The following is a 15,900-nucleotide window of genomic DNA, read 5'->3' on the forward strand; positions in this document are numbered from 1 at the left end:
CGGAATTAGCGCGCTGTTAGCGAAAATGTCGCTCGCCTGCGAGGACAGCGTCCAGCCATCTCTCATACCACGACAGGAAGTCCTGATCCGCAGTGAAGACTGGACCTTCCTTGCCCTTGTAGTTGTCGATGACGCGTCCACGCGCGGGTCCGCTGACGACGAGAAGCGACAGGTAGCCGCAGCCCTGGTCGCTGAGCGCCAACGTTCCGCAGTACGGTTCGTCCTCATCACCTGGCGCCACCTCGGCCAGCCAATCCTCGTACACCCGCCCTGGCTCGGCGGGAAACGGTCTGGCCAACGTGGTGGTGTCCGGCATGCCCCACAGACCCGAGTCCCAGTCCTCTAGCGAGTGCAGACCGTAGAAGGGGCCGGCGCCACCGAACCGGCCGGGTCCGCCATGCCCGACCGTGGTGATGAACCCTCGATAGTCAGCTGGCAGCCTGACGCCGCGCCGCTCCTCAAAGGCTACGACCGCGTCCTCCGGCAATGGCGGCCCGATTCGGAAGCGGTGGGCGTCTGCGCCGAACATCACCGGATCCCCGGGCATCGCCGCGGCAGCCTTCAACTTGGCCGCCACACGCGTCAGTCGAGCTGACAAGTTATCGGGCCGATCCTCCACGCCGGTAGTCAACCAGTAGGCCCTGCGGCTGGCATACCCCGTACATTGCCTGGCCGCACTGGCGGTCAGGACGCGCACTCACATCGGCAAAGTAGGATGCTCACGCCTACGAACGCCAGTTATGGGCGGTGACGAACGATCCAACGGCCGGCGCGCACGCACGGCGGCATGAGCGCGCGTTAGATGCCCGATAACCATGCCGCGTAGATGCGGCATCATCGACGGATGAACGATGAGCCGATCAGAGTGCGGGCGCGGGTGCTCCACCAGCCGGACCGTTCCTACCTCGTAATGGTCGACGGGCCCGACGGTGAGGTGGAGGTCGGTCATACCTCCAGGACCAGGGAGGTGCTGACCCTGGCTCGTGTAGGTGCCGCACGCATGCTGGGCGTGCCGGAGGAAAGCGTCCAGCCGGACGACATCGCTCTCACCTTTCCGCAGCCGCCCTACGGGGAGGACGGACAGTGGGTCCGCATCATCGCGGCGGAGGATCCCAGCGACCCTTCGGAGGCCGCGGAGGTGGGCGTCCTGGCGCAGGCGTATTGGTCCAGTCATGAAGCCGCCTGGTTCGTGACGGTGACCGGCGCCGGCACCAGTGTCCACCCCAGCGAGCACCTCGACTTCGCGCCGGTTGCGACTGACGAGGAAGTAGGAGCGTTCCATGCCTACATCTCCTCGAACGCCGGTCCGGCCGCCTAGCCGTTCGCCGCAGCAGCACGCACTCACATCGGCAGATCCGCACCACGAGCCGCGAGCGGTCACGTAACCCTGCGTAGCGCGCGTATCGCGGCCAGATCCGTGCGTTCCGACCTGAGAGCGGCAGGCCCGTCAGCGGTCCGCAAAGCACTCGTCAACTGGGCACGGGCTGTTATCGGTAGAGCGGCTGGTCCTGGGTGGGGTTGGCGGGGACCACGTCGAGGCGCGGGTCGGTGGTGAGTTGGGTGATCAGCGCCCGGGTCCCGCCGATCCCGGCCCAGTGCGGATCGACGTCCTTGGCCACGCACCAGGCGTGATCAGCGGGCCAGGCGAACGCCGGCTCGGCGTTGCTGAGACGACGCTGGCCCGGCCACCCCGCAGCGGTGTCCCATGTGCCGACGTCGGCTAACGGCCCTCGAAACAACCAGTACGCGCGGTTGGGCACCACAACCTTGGGTGCACGCGGCATCGAGGGCTGGGCAGCGGGTCTGGGCGCCAGTCCCGGCTGGCCGCCGGACCGCTCGAGCGGGGCTCCGCTGTTTTCTTCGTCGATGTACACAGCGTTGTCGTCGGCTGCGACGTCGGCGTCGCCGAAGCCTTCCCAGACGCAGAAGTAGCAGTCTTCGGGGGTCGTGGTGTGGGTGGCCAGCACCTCGAAAAGAGTGGGCAGCTGGTCCGTGGGCCAGTCCGCGGCGGCGTCGTTCTCGCTTTGGCCGGGGCGTGCCGGATCGGGCAGAAACCGAAGCCGCGCGTAGGCGTCGAAGCCCGCAGGGCCGAAGCCCACGAGACGCTGCCACGACAGGTCGCTGTGGGCGATCCAGTCGGCGGCCGACAGTTCCCGACAGAAGTTAAGTGTCACGTTCCGGTTCTACCGCCAAGCCCGTGCCGGCGCAGCCGCCAGGCCACGCCGACGGGTCAGATAAGGAGTGAACTGCCGCCCAAGGGCAAGGCAGAAGCCTCGAACACCGCGCGAGGCAGAGAAGAGGCTGCGAGGGAGTGGGCAGGCGATCACTGTGTTTGCTGCCGCGCACGTGTGGGCGAGTCGTCGCTTATCCTCATGGCCGTGCCGGGATCTCTGTCGCCCCGTCTCGCCGCGATCGTGAACGCGCTTCCGCTTGAGCCGCACTCCCGCGTCCTCGAAATCGGGTGCGGGCCCGGGGCGGCCGCACGAGCGGTCGCAGCCCGACTCACCACCGGCCACATCTTGGCCATCGACCGGTCTGCCACCGCTATCGCCCAGGCAGAGGCCGCCGCAGTGGACGAGATCAGGTCGGGCCGTATGGGTGTCCGCCGCGTTGGCGCCGAAGACTTCGTCCTGCAGACCCAGGAAGAGCCGTACGAGATCGTGTTCGCCGTCCGCGTTGGCGCCCTCGACGGGCGCCACCCCGAGATCGGTCAGCGGGTGCTGCAGCGTATCGCCGGGGCGACCAAGGCAGACGCCCGGCTCTTCATCGACGGCGGGGATCCGCTTCGTGAACTACCCATCCCGCGGCCGTGAGCCGAACGAAGGGGCTCGGCGGTCGATGTAGCGACGCACCGGTCGTGCTCGCTGCCCCAGCTGACCAGCGCTACATCGACGCCTTGGGCGGGTATGCGTCCACGGCAACCCCGACACACACTGTCATCGGCAGATCCGCTCGTTGTGGTCGCTACGTTCCAGAGGCCATGTAGGCGGCGAGGATGTAGTTGGGGTGCCGGTCGAGGTTCTTGCGGGCACGGTCGTAGCGCATGGTCGTCCGCGGATCGGCGTGACGGGCGGCGATCCGCACGTCGCGCAGGCTCACGCCAGCGTCGAGCATGGTTGTCACGAAGGTATGGCGCAGCATGTGCGGGTGCATCCTTGGCATCCGTATCCCTGCAGTGGCCGCCAGGTGCTTGAGTCGGCGGGTTGCCGCGTGTCGGTCCATCCGCGCCCCGAGGGTGTTGCGCAGGATCGGCCCGCTGGTGCGGTCGTCGACGGCCCGGTCGATGGCTCGGGCCACCGCGGGTGGCAGCGGGACGAGCACGACTCTGCCACCCTTGCCGCGCACGCGAGTACCCGATGGCCGTGCTCCTCACCCAGGTCGGCGATGCTGGCCCCGCACGCTTCGAAGATCCGCAGACCGAGCAGGCCCAGAAGCGCGACCAGGGCAAAGTCGTTCGGGTTGGCCCACAGTCGAGCGGTAGTGATCAGTGCCTCGAACTGCAGGTGACCCAGCCCGAGGGTCGGCGACTCGGCCGGCACCGTCGGCCGGCGGACGTAGTCGGCCGGCGAGTGGTCCAGGATGACGCAGACCCGATAGAACCCGACGACGACGGACAGGCGCCGCGAGACCGTCGAGGGCTGGTACCGGCGTACGTCCTGCAGCCAGCGCACGTACCGCTCGACGTCCGCCCGTGCCGCAGCCAGCGGGTCGAGGTCCTGGTCGGTGCACCAGCGGAGGAAGATTCGCAGGTCGGACTCGGTATGGACGCGAGTCTGGCCGCGGTAGCGGCCCAGGAAGGCGGACACCGCGGCGCGCAAGACAAGCTGATCGGTAGGTACGACACCGGAAGCGGGAGCAGGAAAGGCAGCCATACGTCACCGTGCGTCACCAGCGGCAATGAACGCCAGCACGCCCGGAGCGGCAGATGTGCGCGTGCGAAAGCCGTAGGCTTTCGCTATGCCGAGTCGCTTCTTCCGCCGTCGCTGGGATGAGTCACGAGGCGACGGGTTTCACGGTTGGGGACACTCCGTCTGGTACTTCGAAGTCGGTGAGGACGGCTGGCCGGTTCGGCAGATTGAGGCGTATGACAACGGGCCGGTCCTCCGCTACGGGCCGGGACATGAGGCAGACCAGTACGGAGGCTTGGGGCAGGCGAGCCTCGATGACCCGGACGAGGACTGGAACCGCTACATGATTGCGCGAGACGCCTTCGAGCGCGTCTGGGACTCGGCCGGCGTGTAGAAACTGACGTCTCCGCTGGCACTACCGTCAATGACAGGACCGCGCACTTCGCGGCTATGAGTGAGCGGACGCCTGCGGTCATCCGGGAGAACTGCCGGTCACCTCGTCCGCAACGCTGAACGTGGCACCGCATATGGGACAGCTCATCCGACCAAACAAGTAGGTGAGTGCGGTCGCCACCGACTCGTGGCCCACCCGCAACGCCTCGGCGTGCAGACGCGTGGCCTGCTGCGAGGAAAGCCCGGGCTCGATCGAGGAACCGTCTGACTGCAGGTCGATAAGCAGGTCCTCAGCGCACGCCGGACACTGCACATCGACCTCCCCGTCGTTGATGCGGTCGAGCTCCTTGCCCCAGACCTCGTCACCGTCGAAGCCGAGCACGGCTTGCTGCAGGTAGACGAACATCGTGTCGCTGGACCCGCCGGACGCCAGGCATTCAAGGGTCAGCGCACGCAATGTGGCGATGTCATCGGCGTACAAACCACGACTCTTGTCGTCGGCGTCTACGGCGATGAAACCGGCGAGTACTACGGCGCGCTCGCGGTCCTGAGGACGAAAGGTGGCGCAGGTCCGGGCCAACCAGGGCAGCAGAACAGCGCTCGCGGGATCGCAGGTGCCCTGGTGACACGACTCCTGCCAGATGAGATCCCACGCCGGGGAACCGGGGTCGGCTGCGGCCGCATCCAGGGCTTCCTGAAGGCTCGTCACCTACGGAGCCTCCCACAACGATCGACTTGCTGATCTCGGCACGTCCGGGCGGCACCCGGCCAGCTCGGCGTGACGCTGTGTAGCGCGCGGATCGCGGCAAATCCGGACGCCAAGATCATAACTGCCACGTTGTGGTCCCCAGCGGACCTCTAATCGCTGCAGCTACTCCAGCCCGGCTGCGACGCGACCAGCGGTGGTAGCGGATGGCCACGCGGTGGCGGGTGTCCGGCTCCGCGACCGGGAGGGGCTCATCGCGGCGGCAGTAGGGACAGCAGGCGATCGGGAACCGGCAGCCGACGCGCCGCGAGGACGGCCAGGCCTGCACCGGTCGCGTTCAACAGCACGTCGTCGATCGACGAGACGCGTCCGAGTGCCAGGGCGTACTGCAGCGCTTCCACCGCGGTCGACATGCCCGCAGCCGCGGCGACCACGTATGCGAACCGGACCTGCCACCCCATGCCCAGACCGAACCCGACCGCCGCGAACACCAGCAGATTGCCCACGATCTGGAAGAACGCGGTCAGCGGGCGGTCGGCGAGGATCTCTAGAAGGTCGCGCAGCGGCACTAGCCGAACCTCTCGGGGGGCGTCGAGTGGGGTGAGGACCACTATCAGCCACGGCAGCGTCCAGACCGCCATGGCCGTCGTGGCCAGTGCCCGCCGGACCGCCAGCCCCGCTGGGACGCCGCGCTGCCGGTAACAGGCCACGAGGTGACGCGTGCCGACCAGGCTGGCCAGGACGAGAGCCACCGCTGTCGCCACGACCGGGAGCCAACGCAGGTACCCGCCTGGAATCATCGTGGACCACCATAGTTCGGCCGGGCATCAGCCCACGCCAACGAGATGTGTGGATCCCGTGCAACAAGATCGGGTGATCGCTCATCGGCAGAAGCGGATGCGCGATACGGTCAATGCCGACTCGCTGGTAACGGGACGTCACGATGCCGCCCGCCCGTTCCTGCGGGTCTCGCTGAATCCGCTGGCTGGCTCGCGGGCGGTCGAAGGCTCGGACGTGCGCCGCCATCTGCACGACGCTGTGCACGTTCAGCTGTACCTGGCTGTGCACGTTGACCCGTACGCCGACACCACGGCGAAGATTCGGAGGCATCAGCCGTCTGCTCCAGCGCACGCGTCGCCCGGCGGAATTCTCCGAGAGAAAGAAGATCCGGCCCTTGGCGTCGAGCACGCCGCTCGGGCCGCTACCAAACACTCCTGTCTGGCGATGGCCTGGCCGCATGGAGGCCGGCGGCAGGAGCAGCGCAGCACATCAGGTCATCGGTGAGAGCATCGGCCGGGGTGGAGGTGTCAGCGGCTGTGGCTGCCGGCGAGGGGACCGTTGACTTGCGGCCCGCTGCTGTGGGGCCGTGGCGGCCAGTAGCGGCGGACGGTGCGTTCGGACCGGCCGATCCGCGCAGCGATTTCCGCCGGGTGCAGCGTCGGATCGCGACCGTGCCAGTACGCCACCGCTGCGGCGGTGTCCGTCGGCACCGCATCCTCACCCGGCCGGTGCTGCGCGTCGGTGGAGTCCACGGGGGGCTGTCCGGGTGTCTGCGCGGCAGAATCGGTTACCCCGGCCGCGACGGGGTGCAGGCCGGGGTGGGCGTCGGCAGGATGGTGGCCGCTCACTTGACCACTGCCACGCTGTCCGACGGCTTCGGCGCTGGTGCGGTCATCGTCCGCTGGCGCCGCTCGCCTGTCGTCACCCGTGTGCGTGCCGTTGCGATAAGGCTGCTGACGCGAATGTGTGGTGGCCGGTGGCGACTCGGGCAGGCGCCGCGTGTGAGCGGCTACGGCGACGGGCGCAACGGGTTGCGATCCCTGCGTCCGCCCCGGGATAACCGGAGTCGCAAGATGGAGGGCAGTCCCGCCGCTCGCAGCCTCGGCCTCGGTCTCGGCTGGAAGCGGAACGTCCGGTGTGGCGTTGCCGGGCCGCGACTGGTGGCCGGCCGCGGCCGGCCCGGGGGCAGCCGCAGGGCGCGGTGGCGTGGCGCGCAGCCGGCCGGTGATTTCGACGAGGCTGACGCTGGCGACCACGACGAGCCCGTCGACGGACAGCGGCAGCAGGTAGGCGGCGGCGGCTTCGGTTTCGCCGTAGCGGGCGGCGACGCCGGCCATGTGCCAGTAGCTGACCCACGCCGCGATGACGGCGATCGGGGCGGCGGCGACCAGCCGCAGCACCGCCAGCACCCGCTGGTGGGTGGGTACGCGGGAGATCAGCTCGACGGTGAGCATCAGCGCCAGCGGCGGCCACGCCGAGATGACCTGGCTGATCGGGTTGGGTCGGGCGTGCAGCACGTTCGCCGCGATCGACGCGGCGACGCCGAGGGCTAGCACGGCGCGCACCGCCCACCGCAGCCGCCGCAGGTGCCGCCGGTCCGCCTCTGCGGTGGTGGCTGGTGCGGGTGCGCTGTTCATGCCGGGGTCTCGCCGTCGGCGCGGGGCGTGGGCGGCGGACTGGGTCGCGTGCGTTTGATCTGGGTGACGAGCCGGTCTGCCAGGGCGAGGGTGTCGTCGTCGGGTTCGGCGTCGATTTCGGCGAGGGCGTGGGTCAGCTGGCGGCGCAGGGCGCGGATGGCGTCGAGGTGCCCGAGCTGGGCGTGGGCGCGCATCGCCGACCGGTACAGGGGCTCGTGGTGCGGGTGGTGGGCGATGGCCGCGTCGAGCACCGCGATCTGTTGCGCGGGTTGGGCGGCGAGGGCGTCGGCGAGGGCGAGGTGGGCGTCGAGGGCGTCCTGGCGGATCGCTTCGCGGTAGGACTCGACCCACTCGTAGTCGCAGCCCTCGGCCAGGGGCCCGGTGTAGGCGTCGACGGCGCGGCGCAGCGCGTCGATACGGGTCTGCGCGTCGGTGGCCTGGCCGGCCTCGCGGATCGCCGCCCGCATCCGCCACAGGTCCACATCGAGCACGTCGCGGTCTAGCAGGTAGCGGTGGTCGGGGTGGGTGACGTAGCTGCCGGGGCCGCCGGTGTCGCGCAGGACGGCGCGCAGCCCGGAGACGTAGGTGTAGAGCCGGCCGGCGGCCTTGCTGGACGGGGCGTCGGGAAGCAGGTCGTCGAGGATCGCCTCCGTCGAGGCCGCTGCGTCGTGCACGGCCAGGTAGACCAGCAGTTCCAGGGACTTGGCGCGTGGGGTGCGCTGCGGGTCGCCGTCGACGACGCCGGGTGTGCCCAACACCCGCACCCGCACCGGACGCCTGAGCGTGCCGTCGTGCGGGTCGTCCGCTGTCTGCTGCCCGGTCGCGACTCCACCGCCGGCCGTGGCTGATTCCGCTATCGCAAGGGGCTGGTCGCTCTCGGGACCGCATGCGACATCGGTGGGTGCGCGGTGCACGCGGTGCGCTGCTGCCGTGCCGTCGACGGGGTCGCCGGCATTGCTGTCGGCCTGAGCCGTCACTGCCGCCGCGCTGCGGTCGGTGGGAGCGGCGGACGCGGTGCAGCCGGTCATCTCGGCCTGTGGCTGAGGTGCCGTTGGTGATGGTGCGGGGGGTTGCGGCTGGCCGGTGTGGGACTCGGCGAGGGTGGTCAGCAGGTCGGTCGTCTCTGCGGGGTTGAGGACGGCGAGCCGGCCGACGTCGGCGGGGTGGCTGCCCTGGTGGGCCCCTTCACCGTCGGCGGGGGTGGTGGTGCCGTCGGCGGCGACGGTGACGGTGCTGCCGTCGGGCCAGTCGCCGAGCAGCACGCCGTGGATGTCCAGACGTTGGCCCTGGGCGAGCAGGGCCGCGACGCGGGCGCGGTCGTGGCGGTTGGTGGCCTCGGCGATCAGCAGGACCGGCGGGAGGGGCTGTTCGTAGGGGTCGGCGCGGCGCAGGTCGGCGACGGTGTCGACCTCGTGCTGACAGGTCAGGCGGGTGCAGCGCATCGTCTGCGCTTCGCAGATGTTCAGGGCTTCGTCGAGGTCGGCGGTGACGGTCAGCCGGGGTGTGCGGGGCAGGGTGAGGGCCGCGTCGCCGAGCAGTCTCGTCGCTGTCACCGTCGGGATGACCACTTCGGTGCGCGCCTCGGGACGGTCCACACCGCTGGTGGCGAGGGCGGCGGTGAGCAGTCCGCGGGCGGCGGCGTCCGCGCCGGGCCCGGTCAGGCCGAGCCCGGCCGGAGGCCACAGCGCCGACAGCGGGTTGTCCAACGCCGGCACCACCGGCAGCGGGGCGCCGCTGTCGGCGGCGCCGACGGCGGCAGGAGGGTGGTGGCCGCTGTCGTGGTCCTGGCCGTCGTCGTTGCCCTCAATGTGTGGGCTGCTGGCGTCCGGCCGGATGGGCGGAAGTCCGTTGTCGATGTTGTCCACGTCGTCGTGGTCGGTGCCGAGCTGGTTCGCCGACGTGTGGCGGTCGGGGTGGCCGGCGCAGGCGCGGCGTAGGCCGCGGCGGATCTGCGCGATGACGCGGGGCATCGGTGCCAGGTCTCGGGTGTCCAGGCGGCGCGGTGTCGAGGGTGTGTGGGGGACGTAGCGGCGTTGCCGGTGTGCCCACACCACGGCGACTGCGGCGGCGATCGCGAGGGCGAGGCCGAGGTCGACCCAACTGCCGCTGGGCAGACTGATCCCGCGCCGCGCGGTGTCGCTGCGGCGGTCGGGCACACCGCCCCCCGCGCGGTCGTCGGCACAGTTGGGTGTGGCGGGCGTGGAACTTGCCGATGCGCTCGTGGCCGCCGGTCTGGGTGCGCCGGTGGTGGTGCCCGGTCTGGTCGACGGTGCGGTCGTGGGGGCGGGCCCAGGGGTTGCGGTTTCGGGCTGCTGCGGCGGTGGGGCGGTGCGCTGCGGTGCGCGGGTGGCGTTGGTGGGCAGGGTGAGGGTCCAGCCGGGGCGGATGAGGTTCGGGTCGCGCAGCGTGCCGCCGGTGTTGGGAAAGTGGGTGCCGCGGTTGAGGTGGTACAGGTCGGGCCAGCGGTGCTCGTCGCCGAGGTGCCGCTCGGCGATCGCAGAGAGGGTGTCACCGCGCCGCACGGTATAGGTCGGGCGTGTCAGCCCGGTGTCGTGCGCCGCCGCCGACGGCTGCTGCGGGGCCTCAGCGGCGTTCCCGGCGTCCGTGCTTGCGCCGCGCCCGGCCGATTGCCCATCGGTGTCGGCGGTGTTCGTGGCGGCAGCGGCGGCGGGGACGGCCCCTGCGGTGGCGGTGGCCGCGGTGGCGCCGAGCAGCGCGGCGGCCAGGCTCTGCAGCGGGCCGGGCAGGTGCAGTGCGGCCAGCCAACGGGCGGCGCGGGTGAGCCGGACGGCCATGCGGGTGGTCATCGCGGTGACGAGGTAGACGGCGAGAACAGCGCATGCGGCCTGTGCGAGGAAGACGATGAAGCCTTCGGTCAGGGGCTGCGCGACCCAGGCCCGTGCCTGTGCCGCGGACGGAAGCCGCAGTGCCGGCAACAGATTCGCGTGCAGCAACGCGGCGTAGCCGGCGGACACGAGAGTCACGGCGCTGATGGCGCCCAGAACGCCCGACGTGGATCGCACCTCAGCCTCCTCCCCCCCTGCCATGTGGTCGGCGGGGTTCGTGATCGACGCTAGGAGCGGGCCGGGTGTGGGGGCAGGGGCCGGCGGCTGACAGACCCTCACACCACCTCACACGGGCTTACACGCGCAGGTCAGCGACGCGCGGCAAGTTCCACTCGCCGAGCCACCCACGACAGTGGGTGGCTCACCGCGAGGAGGGTGTGGTCTCGTCCAGGGGGATGGGTGCGAGCCCGGCGTCGGCGAGGCGATGGGTGTAGCGGTGCAGGAGCTGGGCGGCGCCGCTGTGGTCACCTGTGGCGGTGAGGGCGTCGGCGGCGCGGCGGTGCAGATGGGCGTTGTAGGGGTCGACGCGCAGCGCGGCTTCCAGCAGTTCCAAGGCGCGGTGTGGGTCGGGTTGGGCGTCGACCGCGGCGGCGTAGGCGTCGATGACCAGTCGGCGGGTCGTCTCGCGCGGCGGGTCGACCCACGCCCAGGTGTGGCCGGCGGCGAGGTCACCGGTGTAGGCGTCGATGACCTTCTGCCAGGCGCCGGTGTGGTCAGTGAGGGCGGTGGCGGCGTGCTGGGCTGCCGTGCGTAGGTGCCACAGGTCGACGTCGACGTGGTCCGGGTCAAGGCGGTAGCGGTCGTCACGGTGGTGAACAGCAGCAGCGCCGATGGTGCGGCGCAGATCGCTGAGGGTGGTGTAGAGGCGGCCCGTGACGGTGTGGGCCGGTATGCCCGGCCAGATGGCGTCGGTCAACTGCCGGGCGCCCAGGCCCTCAGGGTGAACAGCGAGGAGGATGAGGCCCTGCCAGGCGGCGCTGCGGCGCACTGCGACCGGTCGCCCGTCGACGAGGACGGCGGGCTTGCCGAGAATCCGCAGGTGAACCGACGGCGTCGGCTTCGCGACTTCGGGCGTCGCTGCGCGGAGGGTGACCGGATCGACGGCGGGCCGCGGGCGGGGAACGGCCGTGGCGTCGGCTGGCTGGCGCTGCAGCGTTGCCCGGGTGAGGGTGAGGACCGCGAGCAAATCGGTGGCGGCGACCTGGTCCAGGACGCACAGCCGCGCCGCGCCCTCCTGCGACCGCCCGACCTGGCTGGTGCGACCGTGGACGTCGACATGCCACGTCGCCCCGACTGGCGAGGTGCCGAGAACCACTGCGGTGACAGTGCCGGTATCAAGCACAGCGGCCAATCGGCTGCCAACCGCCGCGGGCACAGTCTCGCTGATCAGCAGCACCTTGCGTGCGGTGCCGTGCGCCAGCGTCAGCGCGTCGTCGAGGTTGGCCGTCACTTGCAGGCCGGGAAGCCCTTGTTGCAGTGCGACGGCGGCGGCTGGGCCGAGCAGCATCGCCCGCGCCCTGCGGGTGATCACGGTCGGGGTTCCGTCCGCCGGCTGCCGTAGAGCGGCAAGCAGTGCGGTGACTAAGACTCCCCTGCCGGCGGGCAGGGCGCCGGGCCCGGTCAGTGCGACCGTCGTCGGCAGCACGGTCAGCGGGCCCGCCGCCCTAGCTTCGGCCGGTGGTGGCCGTTCAGCCGGGTCGTCGGGGTGGGTGGTGGCGTCCAGGGCCGCCCGGACAGCCGCGACGGTCGTCGACAGCGGCGCCAGATCATGGCGCGGCGGTCCTGACCCGGTCAGGGGCTCATAGTCGCGGCGGCGACGCAGCCACACCAGCGCCGACGCAGCCGCCACCTGTTCAGCCGTCTCGCGGGGCAGCCACCCTCCCGCGATGGTGACCCCCTCCCCCACGTCCACCGTGTCAGCGGTGTCGGGGCTGATGGGTGAGCCGTCAACGGCGGAGGCGGTGACCGGGGCCACCGGTTCGGCAGGCTGGGCAACGGCGGCGTGACCTGCGCCCAGGGCCGCTGCGCCGGCGACGCTGGTGGCGGTGGCCTGCAGCGGCGTGGGCAGCGGCAGGCGGCGCAGCCACCGCGCGCCGGAGCGCACCCGGCGGGCGGCGGCCGCGATGGCGGTATAGGCGACGAACAGCCAGATCAGCCAGGCCAGCAGGGTCAACCCAGCGGTCAGTGTGCGTTCGGTCAGCGGCTGCGCCACCCAGTCCTGTACCTGCTCAGCGGTGGGCATGCCGTGGATGGGCCACCGAGTGGTCCTGAACAGGACCAGCGGCGGGACGACCAACAGCAGCGACAGCGCAAGAAGGCCTACCAAGCGCTGTGACCATCTCACCGCCACCACCACCCGGTCGCTTCGCCTCCAGCGCGACGGAGGTTCATTTCAGTGGAGACGCTCATGTGTGTGAGGGCGGGGGTGCGGGCGCAGGATCCGGGTCCACAGTTGGCGGATCCACCACACGGCGACCGCGATCGCGTAGATGACGCCGAGGATCCCGGATGCGCGGGGGCTGACCAGCGCGGCGGTGATGACCGCCATGGGCGCGCCCAGGATCAACCTGAGCAGCGGCTGTCGCACTAACGCCATGATGGTGCCGGCGCCGAGGAGCAGCCCGCCGAGGCGGCCGGTGATGTCGATGAACAGGATCATGTCGGGCCAGCGGTCCGCGGTCAGGGAGTACTGGATGCACAACATGCCCGCGGCCGCCGTCACCACCGAGCTGGTGGGGAAGGACAGGAGCTGTGACCAGCCGCCGTCAGGTGTGCGCCACTGTCGGGCGGCGATGAGTGCCATCACCGCCGCGACCGCGATGATCGGGGCGATCGGCAGCAGCGCCCACCGCAGGAACGGCCCGACGGCGGTCTCGATGTAGAGGCCGCCGACGACCGCGTACATGCCGGCGATCGCGCTGCCCATGCTGGCGGCGGCGAGGATGCCCGTGCCGGTCTGAACGCCGGGTGGGCTGTGGTCGGCTGCGTTGCGGGCGGCGATGGCTGAGGCGATGACCGTGCCGGCGCCGAGGCAGGCGATCAGGGCGAACACCGCGGCCATGGCCAGTTCACCCCAGTTCAGCATCGCCGTGGCGGGAATGACACCGAGGATCCCTCCCATCCACTCCGGGGTGAGGAGGAACTGCGCCACCAACGCTAGGGACGCGAAGCCGGGCACCGCGACGGCGGCAGCCCTGCGCACCGGCGGCACCACCGCCGTCTCCTGGGCGACAGCATCGCCGCCGACTGCGACGGCGCCGACGTCGGCGGCACCACGGACCGCGGCCATGTGAGGATCGGCCGCCACGACCGGGGTGATGCCGGTCGCCTCGCTGAGGGTCTTCTGCAGCAGGGGCATGTGAGCGACCCCGCCGGCGCAGAAGATGCCCACGACATGGGTCCGGTCGACTTCCGCCGCGGCGATCGCTTCCACCGTCAGCTCAGCGACCCGGTCCAGCGCGGGCCGCGCGGCCTGGTCCAGCAGGGCGGCGTTCAACACCGCGGCGGGGCCGCTGGGCAGTGGCACGGTGACCGCCGGGTGGTGGGCAAGGGCGTGTTTTCCCGCCTGCACGCTGGCGGTCAGGCCCCACCTGTCTGCTTGCTCGCCGGTGCTTTCGGTTGCCGCTGGGAGGAGCATGGCCGTCAACGCGTCGTCGATGGCGCTGCCGCCGGCGTCCGGGTCGGTGAGGGTTGCCAGGGTCTCGAATCCTGCCGGGCCCCGCCGAACAACGCTGACCTCCGCGGCGGCGCCGACATCGCAGATGACGAAGAACGAGCCCACCGGAAGCTGCACACCTTCGGTCAGCAGCTGGCCGGCCACGGCCACCGGGGCTTCCACCAGGCGAGGCTGCGGCAGGCCAGCGCGGTGCGCGGCGTGCCGCATCCACGTCCGCCGCCGGGGCCCCCACCCCGCGGGCACCACCACCCGCACATCCTCCACCGCGACGCCCACCGCCGCGTGGGCCTCGGCGGCCACCCGGCGCAGAGTCGCCACGACAAGATCCAACGCATCGACCTCAGTGCCGGCAACGGTGAGCGTCTGCTCGGCAGAGCGTCGAGGCGCCGGGATGAACCGTCGCGGGTCCGCAACCGCCGCCTGCCAGGCCTTCTGCCCGGTCAGGACGTTCCCGTCATCGGCTAGGAACACCGCGCTGGACAGTGCCGGCCCGCCGTCGAACTGCAGCGGAAACCACCTACCGTCCGGCCAAGCGACGACCGCGGTCGTGGTGGCACTTCCACAGTCGATCGCCAGCCGCGCCTCCCCCGATCGCATAGACCCCAGTCAAACATGAGGATCACCGTCACGTCACCCATGAATCACGCACAGCCACCACCAGGCAGCGGCCGGAGAAGACACAGAGTTCTTGCCTGCCACCCTGAATCGCTTCACCCACTTGGTTACCTTGACCGCCATGGATTGGATGGAACCGTGCACCCACGAATGAGGCCCGTATCCCCCGACGATGTCGCCGCCCTCTGGACGGCAGCCGCTACCGCGACCGATCCCGTCGACCGAGAAGCCGCCGAAGCCGCCGCCCGGGCGGCCTACCGCGCTGCCGGCCTCCCGGCGCCTTCCCGATTCATCTGGTGCACAGCACTGCACGAGGCCATCGACGCGCTCGAACACCACATCGGCGACGGCCACACGCCGGTGGTGCGCCAGGTGCGCCGCGACGTTCTCCAACAGGCCCTGTCCACGGCACGGGCACCGCTGTGGCAGCAGGCATCCGACCTCGAACAGATCACCGCACACGGCGACTTCCACCAATTCTTCGAGTGGGAGGGCTACTACGGCGAACAACGCTACGACGGCATGGAGGAACGCTACGACCTGATGGAACACCCCTACCTCTGCTCACCCGTCCTGCCCACAGAACGGGCTGCCCTGCAACTGGTCCTGACCGCCGTGCGCAGCACCTATGAGCAGGTCCTACGCCCGACCTGGGACGCGCTGGGTCAAGCAGTCCGCCGCTACGCCCTGCACCCGGCCTGGTACTGGCACGACTACCACACAATGGTCGAACAGAACGACGAGGCACGCGCCGTCGTGCAGTACTGCCTGCCCGACGCCAACGACCAGTTCTTCGACCCCGCCTGGCACTTCTACCCCGACCTCGTCGTCCTCGCCGCCATCGACACCTACCGCACCGCGTTCGGCACCACCCCGACCCCCGGCTGGCAAGGCTGCCGAGAAGTGTCGCTCACGTCCGGCCCCTGGTGGCCCTTCGCCGACCTCGCCGTGATGACCGAGCGAGTTGCCGCACAGCACACGGGCTAGAGCCGCCCACGCGCCGATGATCAGCACGTCAGACCTGGCAGCGGGCAAGTCCGCAGGCGGCAGTCGGTGGTACCGCCAGGCACGAACGAATCTGGCTGTACACCTTGGCTCCTGCCTGGCGGCCGCGAGCCGTGACCTCGCCACCCCGCCCGTACCGCTGCGCCAACGCTTCCTCGGCTGGGTACGCCAGCGCACCATCGCGGAGCCGGGAGCGAACCGCTCGCTGTTATTGGAAACGTTGCACAAGTTCACCCTCATTCACCAGAAGCCGCGGCGCTCTCCTTCCGGGAACTGTCATAGACGGCGGACCGAGACCTTGCTTGCGCCAACCGCGATGGTCGCCGCTCGGCGGGTGGAAACGCGGCGCGGTAGACCCGGGGCGGTACGCCGACGACCTGACGGAAGGACTCAC

The 15,900-nt window shown here is 70.6% G+C and carries 14 protein-coding genes; 5 read left to right on the forward strand and 9 right to left on the reverse strand.

The annotated features are described in order from the left end of the window. Positions 1-16 precede the first annotated feature (16 nt). Positions 17-577, reverse strand: a complete 561-nt coding sequence (locus tag V6U89_RS29430) for an SMI1/KNR4 family protein (RefSeq protein WP_334576426.1) — start codon at positions 575-577, stop codon at positions 17-19. Between the two features lie 267 nt (positions 578-844). Between V6U89_RS29430 and V6U89_RS29435 the strand changes: the two genes are divergently transcribed. After that, positions 845-1,318 (forward strand): hypothetical protein, encoded by a 474-nt coding sequence (locus V6U89_RS29435; protein WP_334576428.1) that lies wholly within the window; start codon positions 845-847, stop codon positions 1,316-1,318. A gap of 169 nt (positions 1,319-1,487) precedes the next feature. Here V6U89_RS29435 and V6U89_RS29440 read toward each other — a convergent pair whose 3' ends face one another. After that, the gene (locus tag V6U89_RS29440; protein ID WP_334576430.1) at positions 1,488-2,174 is read right to left on the reverse strand and encodes a hypothetical protein; all 687 of its coding nucleotides are present in this window, start codon (positions 2,172-2,174) and stop codon (positions 1,488-1,490) included. A 204-nt stretch (positions 2,175-2,378) separates the two neighbouring features. Here V6U89_RS29440 and V6U89_RS29445 point away from each other — a divergent pair, with 204 nt between their 5' ends. Continuing rightward, positions 2,379-2,813 carry a methyltransferase domain-containing protein gene (locus V6U89_RS29445; protein ID WP_334576432.1) on the forward strand — a complete coding sequence of 145 codons (435 nt, stop codon included), beginning with the start codon at positions 2,379-2,381 and terminating at the stop codon, positions 2,811-2,813. Positions 2,814-2,964: 151 nt separating this feature from the next. Here the strand turns inward: V6U89_RS29445 and V6U89_RS29450 are convergent, their stop codons facing one another. After that, the gene (locus V6U89_RS29450; RefSeq protein ID WP_334576434.1) at positions 2,965-3,345 is read right to left on the reverse strand and encodes a tyrosine-type recombinase/integrase; all 381 of its coding nucleotides are present in this window, start codon (positions 3,343-3,345) and stop codon (positions 2,965-2,967) included. Between the two features lie 612 nt (positions 3,346-3,957). On the opposite strand from V6U89_RS29450, the gene V6U89_RS29455 reads away from it, so the two are divergent. After that, positions 3,958-4,242, forward strand: a complete 285-nt coding sequence (locus tag V6U89_RS29455; protein ID WP_334576436.1) for a hypothetical protein — start codon at positions 3,958-3,960, stop codon at positions 4,240-4,242. A 78-nt stretch (positions 4,243-4,320) separates the two neighbouring features. On the opposite strand, the gene V6U89_RS29460 is transcribed toward V6U89_RS29455, so the two are convergent. Both V6U89_RS29460 and V6U89_RS29465 read right to left on the reverse strand, forming a co-directional pair. Next, on the reverse strand, positions 4,321-4,950 hold the full coding sequence (locus tag V6U89_RS29460; RefSeq protein WP_334576439.1) for a hypothetical protein: 630 nt from the start codon (positions 4,948-4,950) through the stop codon (positions 4,321-4,323). A gap of 248 nt (positions 4,951-5,198) precedes the next feature. Continuing rightward, the gene (locus V6U89_RS29465) at positions 5,199-5,711 is read right to left on the reverse strand and encodes a VanZ family protein (RefSeq protein ID WP_334576441.1); all 513 of its coding nucleotides are present in this window, start codon (positions 5,709-5,711) and stop codon (positions 5,199-5,201) included. 85 nt (positions 5,712-5,796) lie between these two features. On the opposite strand from V6U89_RS29465, the gene V6U89_RS29470 reads away from it, so the two are divergent. Beyond that, complete coding sequence (locus V6U89_RS29470) at positions 5,797-6,231, forward strand: hypothetical protein (protein WP_334576442.1); 435 nt, start codon at positions 5,797-5,799, stop codon at positions 6,229-6,231. Positions 6,232-6,254: 23 nt separating this feature from the next. On the opposite strand, the gene V6U89_RS29475 is transcribed toward V6U89_RS29470, so the two are convergent. The 4 genes from V6U89_RS29475 to V6U89_RS29490 all read right to left on the reverse strand — a co-directional run bounded on the left by V6U89_RS29475 (position 6,255) and on the right by V6U89_RS29490 (position 14,483). Continuing rightward, a complete protein-coding gene (locus V6U89_RS29475; protein WP_334576444.1) occupies positions 6,255-7,364 on the reverse strand; it encodes a DUF2637 domain-containing protein in 1,110 nt (369 codons plus the stop codon). Continuing rightward, positions 7,361-10,348, reverse strand: coding sequence for a BTAD domain-containing putative transcriptional regulator (locus tag V6U89_RS29480; RefSeq protein WP_334576446.1), 2,988 nt, complete (start codon positions 10,346-10,348; stop codon positions 7,361-7,363). The genes V6U89_RS29475 and V6U89_RS29480 overlap by 4 nt, the downstream gene beginning before the upstream one ends. Before the next feature lie 223 nt (positions 10,349-10,571). Continuing rightward, complete coding sequence (locus tag V6U89_RS29485; protein WP_334576447.1) at positions 10,572-12,452, reverse strand: tetratricopeptide repeat protein; 1,881 nt, start codon at positions 12,450-12,452, stop codon at positions 10,572-10,574. A 150-nt stretch (positions 12,453-12,602) separates the two neighbouring features. Next, entirely contained in the window at positions 12,603-14,483 is a 1,881-nt protein-coding gene (locus V6U89_RS29490) for an Hsp70 family protein (protein ID WP_334576450.1), read from the reverse strand. A 168-nt stretch (positions 14,484-14,651) separates the two neighbouring features. On the opposite strand from V6U89_RS29490, the gene V6U89_RS29495 reads away from it, so the two are divergent. Further along, complete coding sequence (locus tag V6U89_RS29495) at positions 14,652-15,488, forward strand: hypothetical protein (protein ID WP_334576452.1); 837 nt, start codon at positions 14,652-14,654, stop codon at positions 15,486-15,488. Positions 15,489-15,900 lie beyond the last annotated feature (412 nt).

Origin of the sequence: Micromonospora sp. CPCC 206171, from assembly GCF_036906755.1 — a bacterium.
Taxonomy (GTDB): Bacteria; Actinomycetota; Actinomycetes; order Mycobacteriales; family Micromonosporaceae; genus Micromonospora; species Micromonospora purpureochromogenes.

Bases quoted from the DNA above. Each gene is read 5' to 3' on its own strand.
- V6U89_RS29435 (WP_334576428.1), top strand. From the start codon at position 845: ATGAACGATGAGCCGATCAGAGTGCGGGCGCGGGTGCTCCACCAGCCG.
- V6U89_RS29455 (WP_334576436.1), top strand. From the start codon at position 3,958: ATGCCGAGTCGCTTCTTCCGCCGTCGCTGGGATGAGTCACGAGGCGAC.
- V6U89_RS29475 (WP_334576444.1), bottom strand. From the start codon at position 7,364: ATGAACAGCGCACCCGCACCAGCCACCACCGCAGAGGCGGACCGGCGG.
- V6U89_RS29485 (WP_334576447.1), bottom strand. From the start codon at position 12,452: ATGCCCACCGCTGAGCAGGTACAGGACTGGGTGGCGCAGCCGCTGACC.
- V6U89_RS29490 (WP_334576450.1), bottom strand. From the start codon at position 14,483: ATGCGATCGGGGGAGGCGCGGCTGGCGATCGACTGTGGAAGTGCCACC.
- V6U89_RS29495 (WP_334576452.1), top strand. From the start codon at position 14,652: ATGAGGCCCGTATCCCCCGACGATGTCGCCGCCCTCTGGACGGCAGCC.